Annotated in this window: 12 protein-coding genes and 1 tRNA gene; 4 read left to right on the top strand and 9 right to left on the bottom strand. The window is 63.9% G+C overall.

Going from position 1 to position 11,856, the window contains the following annotated elements; translation table 11 throughout:
* Window positions 1-15: 15 nt before the first annotated feature.
* The 6 genes from J3485_RS14600 to J3485_RS14575 all read right to left on the bottom strand — a co-directional run bounded on the left by J3485_RS14600 (window position 16) and on the right by J3485_RS14575 (window position 5,662).
* Window positions 16-786, bottom strand: a complete 771-nt coding sequence (locus J3485_RS14600; protein ID WP_206953647.1) for an HpcH/HpaI aldolase family protein — start codon at window positions 784-786, stop codon at window positions 16-18.
* A 34-nt stretch (window positions 787-820) separates the two neighbouring features.
* Window positions 821-1,633 carry an NAD-dependent epimerase/dehydratase family protein gene (locus J3485_RS14595; RefSeq protein WP_206953645.1) on the bottom strand — a complete coding sequence of 271 codons (813 nt, stop codon included), beginning with the start codon at window positions 1,631-1,633 and terminating at the stop codon, window positions 821-823.
* Between the two features lie 54 nt (window positions 1,634-1,687).
* Window positions 1,688-2,662: a 2-hydroxy-3-oxopropionate reductase gene (locus tag J3485_RS14590; protein ID WP_374192441.1), complete on the bottom strand. Its 975-nt coding sequence runs from the start codon at window positions 2,660-2,662 to the stop codon at window positions 1,688-1,690.
* The gene (gene hyi / locus J3485_RS14585) at window positions 2,655-3,431 is read right to left on the bottom strand and encodes a hydroxypyruvate isomerase (protein ID WP_206953640.1); all 777 of its coding nucleotides are present in this window, start codon (window positions 3,429-3,431) and stop codon (window positions 2,655-2,657) included. Before hyi ends, J3485_RS14590 begins: the two co-directional genes overlap by 8 nt.
* A gap of 387 nt (window positions 3,432-3,818) precedes the next feature.
* Window positions 3,819-4,484: a FadR/GntR family transcriptional regulator gene (locus J3485_RS14580; RefSeq protein ID WP_374192425.1), complete on the bottom strand. Its 666-nt coding sequence runs from the start codon at window positions 4,482-4,484 to the stop codon at window positions 3,819-3,821.
* Between the two features lie 227 nt (window positions 4,485-4,711).
* Complete coding sequence (locus J3485_RS14575) at window positions 4,712-5,662, bottom strand: SMP-30/gluconolactonase/LRE family protein (RefSeq protein WP_206953636.1); 951 nt, start codon at window positions 5,660-5,662, stop codon at window positions 4,712-4,714.
* 13 nt (window positions 5,663-5,675) lie between these two features.
* Here J3485_RS14575 and J3485_RS14570 point away from each other — a divergent pair, with 13 nt between their 5' ends.
* Window positions 5,676-5,942 carry a hypothetical protein gene (locus J3485_RS14570; protein WP_206953634.1) on the top strand — a complete coding sequence of 89 codons (267 nt, stop codon included), beginning with the start codon at window positions 5,676-5,678 and terminating at the stop codon, window positions 5,940-5,942.
* Between the two features lie 113 nt (window positions 5,943-6,055).
* Here J3485_RS14570 and J3485_RS14565 read toward each other — a convergent pair.
* The 3 genes from J3485_RS14565 to J3485_RS14555 form a co-directional block, all read right to left on the bottom strand.
* Window positions 6,056-6,140 (bottom strand) — tRNA-Leu (locus J3485_RS14565).
* Window positions 6,141-6,358: 218 nt separating this feature from the next.
* Window positions 6,359-7,531, bottom strand: a complete 1,173-nt coding sequence (locus tag J3485_RS14560; protein ID WP_206953632.1) for an ABC transporter substrate-binding protein — start codon at window positions 7,529-7,531, stop codon at window positions 6,359-6,361.
* 81 nt (window positions 7,532-7,612) lie between these two features.
* Window positions 7,613-8,554, bottom strand: coding sequence for a CysB family HTH-type transcriptional regulator (locus J3485_RS14555; protein ID WP_206953630.1), 942 nt, complete (start codon window positions 8,552-8,554; stop codon window positions 7,613-7,615).
* A gap of 223 nt (window positions 8,555-8,777) precedes the next feature.
* Between J3485_RS14555 and J3485_RS14550 the strand changes: the two genes are divergently transcribed.
* From J3485_RS14550 to J3485_RS14540, 3 genes are read left to right on the top strand one after another with little or no spacing between them, the layout of a single operon-like run.
* Window positions 8,778-10,457, top strand: coding sequence for a nitrite/sulfite reductase (locus J3485_RS14550; protein WP_206953628.1), 1,680 nt, complete (start codon window positions 8,778-8,780; stop codon window positions 10,455-10,457).
* A 23-nt stretch (window positions 10,458-10,480) separates the two neighbouring features.
* A complete protein-coding gene (locus tag J3485_RS14545) occupies window positions 10,481-11,020 on the top strand; it encodes a DUF934 domain-containing protein (protein WP_206953626.1) in 540 nt (179 codons plus the stop codon).
* Complete coding sequence (locus tag J3485_RS14540) at window positions 11,017-11,778, top strand: phosphoadenylyl-sulfate reductase (protein ID WP_206953624.1); 762 nt, start codon at window positions 11,017-11,019, stop codon at window positions 11,776-11,778. Before J3485_RS14545 ends, J3485_RS14540 begins: the two co-directional genes overlap by 4 nt.
* The last annotated feature ends 78 nt before the right edge of the window (window positions 11,779-11,856 follow it).

The raw sequence follows: 11,856 nt of genomic DNA, 5'->3' as shown, positions 1-11,856 counted from the left end.
GTCCGCCGGCGTGGGTCAGTTGCTCGACCTGAAGCGTGCGGCGAGTTGCTCGGCGCCGCGTCCGAGAATGCCGATGTCGGAGCCTACCGCGGTGAACATACAGCCCAATTCGATGTAGCGGCGCGCGAGCGTCTCGTTCGGCGTGAGGATGCCGGCGGGCTTGCCCGTTGCGACGATGCGGCCAATCGTGTCTTCGATCACCGATTGGACTTCAGGATGGCTGATCTCGCCGACATGGCCGAGCGCGGCGGCGAGATCGCCCGGGCCGATGAACACGCCGTCGATGCCGTCGACGGCCGCGATGCGCTCGAGGTTATCGAGCCCAAGGCGGCTCTCCACCTGCACGAGCACGCATAGCTCGCTCGCGCATTGCTTCGCGTAGTCGGCGACGCGGCCATACCCGGACGCGCGGGACGAAGACGCATAACCGCGCACGCCTTGCGGCGGGTAGCGCGTGAAGGCGACCGCATCGCGGGCCTGTTCTTCGGTTTCGACGTAAGGAATCAACAGCGTTTGCGCGCCCACGTCCAACAAGCGCTTGATCGTCACCATATCGTTCCACGGCGGCCGCACGATCGGATGCGTCTTCGAGGCGGCCATCGCTTGAAGCTGGCTGTTGACCATCGGCAACTCGTTCGGCGCGTGCTCCATGTCGAGCAAGAGCCAATCGAAGCCCGTGCCGGCCAGCAACTCCACCGACACGGGGCTCGCGAGGCTCGACCACAAGCCGATCTGTTGCTGGCGCGCGGCGAGCGCGCGCTTGAAACGATTCTCGGGGAGTTTCATCGCTTTTTCCGGTGACGTGAAACGATGCGTGACATCAGCGCGTGTGAGGCGTGGTGTCTTGTCGCGAGAAGTCGAAGCGCGCGAAGCTACCGCCTTGATACTGCTGCGCCGTGGCGTCGAGCGGGTTCGTCTTGGCGAGAACCTCGGCCGCGTAGTCCTCGGCGTTCTGGGTCGGACGATAGCCGAGGCGCTCGGCGCCGGCGTTGTCCCAATAGCTGCGCGTGTTCGCGGACACGCCCCATACCACCTCGAAGCCGAGATCGGGTACGTTGATCGATCGGTCGATCAGTTGCATCAGATCGTCGAAGCCGAGCCAGGTGCTCAAGTGGCGGAACTCGGTCGGCTTCTCGACGCAACTGCCGATGCGAATGCAGACGGTCTCGATTCCATGTTTGTCCCAATACAGTCGGGCAAGGCCTTCGCCCCACATCTTGCTGAGGCCGTAAAAGCCGTCGGGACGGAACGCGCAGTCGAGTTCGAGCTTGGCTTGAACCGGATACATGCCGATCGCGTGATTCGAACTCGCGAAGACGATGCGGCGCACGCCGTGGCGGCGCGCCCCTTCGTATACTTCGACGAGCGCGCGCAAATTGTTCTCGATGATCTCGGGCAGCGGACGTTCGACGCTCGTGCCGGCCATATGGATCAGCACGTCGACGCCGTCGAGCAGCCGGTCGACGACGGTGGCCTCGCGCAGATCGCCGTGCATGACGTCCTCGCCGTCGACGATCGGCTCGAGCGGCTTCGAGCCGGCTGCCGATCTAAGATCGACGCCGCGCTCGAGCAGCGCTTTGCGCAATACACGGCCGAGCTGGCCAGCCGCACCGGTCAATGCAACTTTCTTCACGATACAAATCCTTGTCGAAGGGGCTTCAAAGAGAAATTCAACCGCCGTGCGTGCCTATGCGTCCGCTTGCGCGGCCGAGTTGTCTGAATTGGCCGACTCGAGCGAGAAATTCGCCGTCAGTTCGAGCGCCCGGACGATCGCCGAATGATCCCAGCCGCGGCCGCCGTTCGCGACGCATGCGCTGAAAAGCTGCTGCGTGCCGGCCGTGTTCGGCAATGCCATTCCGAGGCTGCGTGCGGTGTCGAGCGCGAGATTCAAGTCCTTCTGATGCAGTTCGATCCGAAAGCCGGGCTCGAACGTGCGCTTGATCATTCGTTCGCCGTGCACTTCGAGCACGCGCGACGAGGCAAAGCCGCCCATCAGCGCTTCGCGGACCTTGGCCGGATCGGCGCCGGCCTTCGCGGCGAACAATAGCGCTTCGCCGACGGCCTCGATCGTGAGCGCGACAATGATTTGATTGGCGACCTTGGCGGTTTGGCCGTCACCGTTGCCGCCCACCAGCGTGATGTTGCGGCCCATCAGATCGAACAGCGGTTTGGCGCGGGCGAACGCTGACTGCGGGCCGCCGACCATGATGGTCAGCGTGGCGGCTTTTGCGCCCACCTCGCCGCCCGATACCGGCGCGTCCAGATAGTCGCAGCCGAGTGCATTGATGCGGCGGGCGAACTCGCGCGTGGCGAGCGGCGCGATCGAACTCATGTCGATCACGAGCTTGCCGGGCGTAAGGCCGGCGGCAACGCCGTTTTCGCCGAAGAGCACATGCTCGACGTCGGGTGTGTCGGGCAGCATCGTGACGATGATCTCGGCCGCTTGCGCGACGGCCTTCGCGTGCTCGCACGCGGTTGCGCCCGCGGCCGTCAGCTCGCTGGGCACTTGGCGGCGCGTATGCGCGTAGAGTTCGTGCCCGCCTTTCAGGAGATTCAGGGCCATCGGGGCGCCCATGATGCCCAAGCCGATAAAACCGACCTTGCTCATCTGTCTTTCCTCGGATGAGCGCTCGCGCGCTCGATTAGACGCTTGGTCAAAGATAGTTCGCCGCCCAGCCGAGCCCGGCGGCCGTCGCCGCGGCAGGCTTGTATTCGCAGCCGATCCAGCCGCCGTAACCGATTTTCTCGAGATGGGCGAACAGGAACGGATAGTTGATTTCGCCGGTACCCGGCTCGTGACGGCCGGGGTTGTCCGCGAGCTGCATGTGCGCGATGTTCGGCAAGTGCTTTTCGATCGTCGCGGCGAGCTCGCCTTCCATGCGCTGCATGTGATAGATGTCGTATTGCAGAAATACGTTGTCGCTTCCGCTTGCCGCGATCAGATCCAGCGCCTGCTGCGTGCGATTGACGTAGAAGCCCGGGATGTCATACGTATTGATCGGCTCGATCAAGAGGCGGATGTCCACTGCGGCCAGCGCTTGCGCCGCGAACTTCACGTTGGCGACGAGGGTCTCGCGTATCGTCTCGGGCGCCGCGTCGGCGGGCGCGATACCGGCCAACACGTTGAGCTGTTTGCAGCCGAGCGCGCGCGCATATTCGATGGCCGTGCCGACGCCGTCCTGGAATTCGCCCACGCGATCGGGCAGGCATGCGATACCGCGTTCGCCGCTCGCCCAATCGCCGGCAGGCAGGTTGTGCAGCACCTGCGTCAAGCCGTGCTGCTCGAGCCGTTCGGCAAGCTGCTGCTTATCGTATGCGTAGGGAAACAGATATTCGACGCCTTTGAAGCCGGCGTTTGCCGCGTGTGCGAAGCGGTCCGGAAAATCGACCTCGCTAAATAGCATCGTGAGGTTCGCGCAGAGTTTCGTCATGTCGAGTCTCTTGGGGAGCGGGCGCCCGGCTGGACCGGACGACGATGCCGATCGCTCGAGACGCGGAAGGCCGGTTTGTAGCGCATCGGCCGCAGACCGCTATGTGGGTTGTCGCGCGCGAGTGTCGACCATGTAAGACATCGTCTGCGATACGTCTAAAGTTGTCAAGCAAATCTCAGGCGACTCAGGGGTTTCCCTAATCTGAGCGGGGCAACGGATCGGCCGGGGCGGGGGGAGGACGCGTTGTCGATGCGCTCGACGGGGGATCCCGGTGCGTCGAGCGCTGCGTGCCGCGACGGCGGCCGCGGCGGGGACGGAAGAAGGATACGCGAGCGCGCGTTCGTTATCGGATGCGCTTGCTGTCCCGGTGGTGCGTCGGCTCGTCAGTCAGGAACCGAACATTCGGCTCAGCGCGCGTTCGAGGTGATCGCGCATCGCGCGCGTCGCGCGCGCCGGGTCGCGTTGTTGGATCGCTTCGAGCACTTCGAGGTGCTCTTGCTGGACGACCCTCTGTCGCTCGATCGACTTGACCAGCGACAGGTTGCGCGACAGGTTCATGCTGAACACCATCTGCTCGTGAATCGCCGACAAGGCGGCGACGAAGAATTGATTCCTCGACGCGCGAGCGACGGCAAGGTGAAAAGCGAAGTCGTCTTTCGCGCCGATGCCTGACGTTTCGACGATCGTCTGAAGGTTGTCCCACTCGTGGCGAATCGCGGCGATGTCCTCGTCCTCGGCTTTTTCGGCGGCGAGTGCGGCGGCGCCGGATTCGATCACGACGCGGTACTCATAGCAGCGCCGAATGTCCGACAGCGTCTCGAGCGGCGCGAAGCGGCGCACGTCCGGGTCTGGACGCCGCACGACCGTCGTGCCTGAGCCGTGGCGCGTCGCGATGATGCCGTCGGCGCGCAACTGGGCGAGCGCCTCGCGCACGGTCGGCCGCGAAGTCGCAAAGCGTTCCGCGAGCGCGTGCTCGGTCGGTAGCCGCTCCCCTTCCTTGTATTCGCCGTCGATGATGCGATTGAGGATGTCGCTGTAAATTCGCGCCGGCATGCGCGGCGCTTTCTGCTCGGCCATTTGAGACGATGTGCGGTGAGTTGTCAGGAGTGTGACCGATTGTAAGTCACGGCATGTCGTAAATCATAGCGTTCGTCTCCAACGCGCCTTTCATTCTGCGCCCGGTGCTTCGCTTGAACGTTTGCGTCGGCGTCGGCGCAACGACGGCGACGGCGTTCGGCACGATGAACGAGGAGGCTGCGTGGACTGAAGGCATCCTCCGTTCAGAGCGTACCGGCGAACTCGGGTTCGGGCAGGCCGCGCACGCCCGGATGCATCGCGAACACATAGCCGTCGTGTTCGCTGACGGGATTCGGGCAGATCGTCGTCACGAACAGCGTATCGAAGCCCGGTCCGCCGAATGCGCACATCGACGGCTTGGACGCCGGCAGCGCGAGCTTGCGATCGAGCCGGCCATCGGGCGCAAAGCGCAGCAGCAGACCGGCGTCGTTCGCGCAGATCCAATAGCAGCCCTCGGCGTCGATCGCCGCGCCGTCGGGGCGGCCGGCATAGTCGTGCAAATCGGCGAAGACTCGGCGGTTAGTCGGCACGCCGTCGTCGATGTCGTAGTCGAACGTCCAGATAACCCGGCTCGAGGGGTGTGAATCGGACAGGTACATCGTGCGGCCGTCGGGCGACCAGGCGAGGCCGTTTTGGGTGCATAGGCCCTCGACGATCGGCGCGGACAGGCCGGTATTCGCCTCGTAGCGATAGAGTTTGCCCGCGGGGTGAGGGGGGGGGGCGTCCTGCACCATCGTTCCGGCCCAGAAGCGGCCTTGGCGATCGCAGCGGCCGTCGTTGAAGCGCATGCGCTCGGCGTCGTGCGTGACGGATGCGAGGCGGCGGGTCGTTAGCGTCCCGCAATGCGCGGGCATATCGCCGGAGCGGGCGGTTGCGGGGGCGGGCTCATGCAGCGTGAGCGCGAACAGTCCGGTTTCGAGCGCGGCCAGCACTGTGCCGTTGCGGTCGAATGCAATGCACCCGACGCGTTCGGGTAGCAGCCATTCGGTGCGCCGCTCATTGGAAACCTCGTAGCGCGCGAGCGTCTGCGCCGGGATGTCGACCCAGTAGAGCGCGTTCTGCGAGGCCCGCCAAACCGGGCTCTCACCGACGGCGGAGCGTCGTGCGTTGCGCGGCTCCAAGCGGCGCGGCTTAGCGGGTGTTGTCTCGTTCATCGTTGGTGTTCCGGTGCTGCGCTATTGCGCTAACGGCGAGTGGCGATGGTTCGACGCCGAAGGCGCCGCCGTAATCACGGCCGAGATCGGCGCGTACATGCGGTCAATGTTGTTATACAACATTGATATTGTCAATCATGTCGATGACGGGATGCGGAAGACGCGCCGGGAATATCAGCATGTCCTGATGCCGCTGGTTTACGGGAAGGCGAAGCCGATGTTTGACGAAGCGTTCAGCGTGTTCAAGCCGGCAGCACCAACCATTCCGGGAGCGCTCTGACAGGCTGCCCAGGACCAATCCAGACCGCCGGAAAGCGAAAAGCCCCCGCAAGACCTTGATCTTGCGGGGGCTTTTCTTCGGAATCCTGTGCGGCATTCTGCCGAAACAACTTTTGGTGCCCGGGGTCGGACTCGAACCGACACGCCTTGCGGCGGGGGATTTTGAGTCCCCTGCGTCTACCTGTTTCACCACCCGGGCTTTCGTCGGCGCGCGAACACGCTCAACAGAAGAGCGCGATTATGGCGGAAATTGCCGCGGCTGACAAGTTACGGCGGGCCGCGCCGTTCGGCTATCCAAATGGCGCGGCTCGCCGGCTTTCGTGCATCGAGCGCGTCGTTGCAGAAACAAGCCGAGCAGATGGGGCGGCTCGTCGCCCAGTTTCGGCTTGCATGAGCGCGACAGTTACCGAGCGACGCCTACCGACTCAAGTAGACGAACTTCCCGCCCCTGATCGTCCCCATCACGCTTGCGCGCTGATCGAGCCCGACGTGATCGCTCGCGCTCGTATTGACGACGCCGTTCGGCACGACGAGTTCGTGCGCCTGCTCGAGCGAGGTGCGCAGCGCGGTACGGAACGCTTCCGTGCCCGGTTGCGCTGTTTTCAACGCGCGCGCGACTGCATCGTTCAGACGCGGATACACGCCTGCCGCGTCGCCCGCGAACTGCGTGACGCTGCCGGGGCCGTATTTCGCCTCGTACGCGTTCACGAAATCGAGCGCCGCCTTCTTCGACGGATGATCGGCCGGCAGCGTGCGCGCGACGACGACGGGCTGCGTCGGGAACAGCGTCCCTTCGACGTCCCGGCCGCCGAGCTTGATGAATGCGGGCGTGGCGATGCCGTGCGTTTGATAGATCGGGCCTTTGAAGCCGTGCTCGACGAGTTCGCGCTGCGGCAATACGGCCGGCGTGCCCGCGCCCGCGACGAGCATCGCATCGGGCTTGGCTTCCATCAGCCTGAGTACCTGGCCCGTGACGCTCGAATCGGTGCGGTTGTAGCGCTCGGTCGCGACGATCTCGATGTGGCGCAGCTTCGCGAACGTCGAAAATTCCTTGAGCCAACCCTCGCCGTAGCTGTCGGCAAAGCCGATGAAGCCGACCGTCTTCACCCCATGATTCGCCATGTACCGCGTCATGACGTCGGCCATCGCGCTATCGGTCTGCGCCATCTTGAACGCCCAGACGCGCGGGCCCGCCTGCGGCTCGACGACGCTGCCCGAGCCGACCAGCGTGATCATCGGCGTATGCGATGCGGCTACCGGATCGAGCGCGGCGAGCGCGGCCGGCGTGACGTTCGGGCCGACGATCACGTCGACGTGGTCTTCGTGGATCAGCTTGCTGATATTGCGCACGGCCGCGCCGGGGTCGGAGCCGTCGTCGAGGAAGATGTACTGCGCCTTCTGCCCGGCGATCGTCTTGGGCCACATCAGCATCGCATTCTTGCTCGTGATGCCGATGACGGCCGCCGGGCCTGTCGAGGACAAATCGATGCCTACTTTGATGTCGGCCTGCGCCGGGTCGGTCTGCGCCGCGCAGACGAGCGCGAATGCTGCGAGCGTGAGCGCGCGGCGCAAGGTAGCGGACAACGCCATGCCATGGTCTCCTTGGGTTTGTTGCTTAGTGGAATCTGTAGCGCAACGGCGCCCGCGCCGGACGGCTTCCCGCCCGCCCGCTTACAACTCGTAGCTCTCGTGCTCGCCTTTGAGCGCCTGCTCGATCAGCTTGCGATTGAGCGTCGGCGAAAGCAGTTCGACGAGCGTATACACGTAGCTGCGCAGATAGGCGCCTTGCTTGAGCGCGACGCGCGTCAGGTTGCTGCCGAACAGGTGCCCGACCGGCATCGCGCGCAAATGGCGGTCGCGCTCGGCGTTGAACGCGATGTCGGCCATGATCCCCACGCCCAAGCCGAGCTCGACGTACGTCTTGATGACGTCGGCGTCGATGGCCTCGAGCACGATGTCGGGCGAGAGCCCCCGCAGCGCGAACGCCTGATTGATCTTCGTGCGGCCGGCGAAGGCGTTGTCGTAGGTGATCAGCGGGTACTGCGCGAGATCTTCGAGCGAGAGTTGCTTGCGCTGCAGCAGCGGGTGATCGGCGAGCAGCACGGCCACGTGGTGCCACTGGAAGCAAGGCAGCGAAACGAGGTCTTTGTATGACGAAATCGCTTCGGTCGCGATCGCAACGTCGGCGTGGTCGTGCAGCACCATCTCCGCCACTTGCGTCGGGCTGCCCTGCAGGATCGACAGATGCACCTTCGGAAACCGCTTCTTGAACTCGGCGATCGCGGCGGGCAGCGAGTAGCGCGCCTGCGTGTGCGTCGCAGCGATCACGAGATTGCCCTGATCCTGTGCCGCGAAGTCTTTGCCGACGCGCTTGAGGCTCTCCACCTCCTGCAAGATCCGCTCGACCGACGCGAGGATGATGCGCCCCGGCTCCGTCAGCGACCGGACACGCTTGCCGTGGCGCGTGAAGATTTCGACGCCTAATTCGTCCTCGAGCTCGATGATCGCCTTCGAGACGCCCGGCTGCGAGGTATAGAGCGCCTTGGCCGCCTCGGTCAGGTTGTAGTTCTGTCGGACCGCCTCGCGCACGAACCTAAATTGGTGCAGGTTCATTTATAACCCTATCGACATAAGGAAAGAATTTTTTAGTCGTTTGAAATATAAGGCCAGTTTATTACGATCACCGCACGTTTTTCAATATGTATAGCTGTTTTTGTCATTAGCAAATGAGCGGACGGTCTGAACGATCGCCGGCCGCATGCATCGATAGCGATTCGGGCGCCGCTTAGTGCCGAACAATGCACAGGACGCGGCGCGACACAACCTGGGATCCCGAATGTATCAATACGATCAGTACGACCAGACCATCGTCGACGAGCGCGTCGCGCAGTACCGCGACCAAGTCCGCCGCCGCTTGTCGGGCGAATTGAGCGAGGACGAGTTCCGCCCGCTGCGCCTGCAAAACGGCCTCTACATGCAGCGCCACGCGTACATGCACCGCATCGCGATTCCGTACGGCAACTTGCGCAGCGACCAATTGCGCACGCTGGCACATATCGCGCGCAAGTACGACCGCGGCTACGGCCACTTCTCGACGCGCACGAACATCCAGTACAACTGGATCAAGCTCGAGGAAACGCCGGATCTTCTGGCCGATCTCGCGTCCGTGCAGATGCATGGCATCCAAACTTCGGGCAACGACATCCGCAACATCACGGCCGATCAGTTCGCCGGCGTGGCGCCCGACGAGATCATCGATCCGCGCCCGTGGTCTGAGATTCTGCGCCAATGGTCGACGTTCCACCCCGAATTCAGTTGGCTGCCGCGCAAGTTCAAGATCGCGGTGTCGGGGTCGAAGGAAGATCGCGTCGCCGTGCAGATCCACGATCTGGGCGTCTATCTGTCGAAGAACGAAGCGGGCGAGGTGGTTTGCGCGATTCTCGCGGGCGGTGGCCTGGGCCGTACGCCGATTCTCGGCGCGGTGATTCGCGAAAACTTGCCGTGGCAGCATCTGCTGACCTATTGCGAGGCCGTGCTGCGCGTGTATAACCGCTTCGGCCGCCGCGACAATCTGTTCAAGGCGCGGATCAAGATCCTCGTGAAGGCGCTCGGCCCGGCGAAGTTCGCGCAGCAAGTCGAAGAGGAATGGCAACACCTGAAGGATGGCCCCTCGACGCTCACGCAAGCCGAGTTCGACCGCGTCGCCCGCCATTTCACGCCGCCCGCTTACGAAAAGCTATCGGATACCGACGCCTCGTTCGAAAAGCATCTGCTCGAAAATCGCGCGTTCGCGCGCTGGATCGAACGCAATCTGCGCCCGCACAAGGTGCCCGGTTACGCCGCGGTCACGCTCTCGTTGAAGCCGGCCAAGGGCGCGCCCGGCGATGCCACCGCCGAACAAATGGAAGCCGTCGCCGATTGGGCCGATACGTATTCGTTCGGCGAAATCCGCGTGTCCCACGAGCAGAACCTGATTCTCGCGGACGTGCGCAAACGCGATCTCTTCGCCGTCTGGGAAGAGGCGAAGAAGCAAGGCTTTGCGACTCCGAATCTCGGGTTGCTCACCGACATCATCTCGTGCCCCGGCGGCGATTTTTGCTCGCTCGCGAATGCGAAGTCGCTGCCGATCGCGCAAGCGATCCAGGACCGCTTCGACGACCTGGACTATGTGTACGATCTCGGCGATCTGTCGTTGAACATCTCGGGCTGCATCAATGCATGCGGCCATCATCACGTCGGCAACATCGGCATCCTCGGCGTCGACAAGGACGGCTCCGAGTGGTACCAGTTGACGCTCGGCGGCGAGCAGGGCACGGGTGCGACCGGTGCGCATCTCGGCCGTGTGATCGGGCCGTCGTTCGCCGCGCATGAGATGCCCGATGTCGTGTCCAAGGTAATCGATACGTTCGTCGAGAACCGCGCGGACGGCGAGCGCTTCATCGACACCTATAATCGAATCGGCATTGCGCCGTTCAAAGAGCGTGTCTACGCGTCGCGCCAGCCGGCGCACGCGTAACCGGGCGAAAGGGATATTTGCAGATGACTTCGATTATCAAGAACCGCTCCGTGGTGCGTGACGACTGGACGGTCGTGCGCGCGGCGGAAGACGGCACCCTGCCCACGGTCGGCACACTGCCGGACGGCCGAGTGCTCGTGCCGTTCGCGCTCTGGAAGCAAGAAAGCGCCGCGCTCATCGCTTCGCGTTCGCGCGATACCCTCGGCGTGTGGCTCGCGCCCGACGACGAGCCGGCCGATCTCGTCACCGATTTGGACAAGATTTCGCTGATCGGCGTCGACTTTCCCGTTTTTCGCGACGGGCGCGGCTATAGCACCGCGCGTTTGCTGCGCGAGCGCTATGGCTGGCGCGGAGAACTGCGCGCGATCGGAGACGTGCTGCGCGATCATTTAAACTTCATGGCTCGCTGCGGCTTCGACGCCTTTGCCGTGCGCGCCGACAAGGACATCCACGACGCATTGCGCGCGTTCGACGAATTCACGGTCAAGTACCAAAGCGCGTTCGATACGCCGCTGCCGCTGTTTCGCCGTCGCGCTGCGCTCGAATCGGAGCCGCGCGCATGAGCCAGGATCGGACGCCGGCCGCGGCTCCCGTCGATGCCGCACTCGAGGCGAAAATCGATCGGCTGCACGCATTCGTCGACGAAATCGCGAAGCGTCACCCGAACATCAAGCTCGCGAGCAGCTTGGCGGCGGAGGATATGGTGCTGACGCACGCAATCTTGTCGCGTGCGCTGCCGATCGGCATTTTTTCGCTGAATACGGGGCGCCTGCATGCGGAGACGCTCGGCATGATCGACCGCGTGCGCGAGCGCTACGGTTACGAGATCGCTCAGTTTCATCCGCAAGCCGATGCGGTCGACGAGTACGTGAATACGCAGGGCTTGAACGCGTTTTACGACAGTGTCGAGCTGCGTAAGCGCTGCTGCGAGATCCGCAAGGTCGAGCCGCTCAACCGCGCACTCGCCGGCGTCGACGCCTGGGTGACGGGCCAGCGCCGCGAGCAGTCGGTCACGCGCACCGAGTTGCACGAAGAGGAGCGCGACGCGACGCGAAACGTCGCAAAATACAACCCGCTTGCGGATTGGACCGAAGGCGAGATCTGGGCCTACATCAAGATCTATGATGTGCCTGTCAATCCGCTGCACGCGCGCGGCTATCCGAGCATCGGCTGCGAACCTTGTACGCGCGCGGTTCGCCCCGGCGAGGACAGCCGGGCGGGGCGCTGGTGGTGGGAGTCGCGCGATTCGAAGGAATGCGGCTTGCACGTGACGACCATCCAGTTCGCCGCAGGCAGCGCAAGCGCGACGGCTTCGGCCTGAGCCGCACTGCAACATCGACAGCATACGCAGCATCCGAATGCCGTGACGACCGGCGCGAGCGCATTGCGCGCGGCGCGG

It is taken from the genome of Trinickia acidisoli, from assembly GCF_017315725.1.
In the GTDB taxonomy this organism is placed as follows: domain Bacteria; phylum Pseudomonadota; class Gammaproteobacteria; order Burkholderiales; family Burkholderiaceae; genus Trinickia; species Trinickia acidisoli.
The sequence above is the reverse complement of the archived record's forward strand: the minus strand, read 5'-3'. Positions and strand labels throughout refer to the sequence as shown.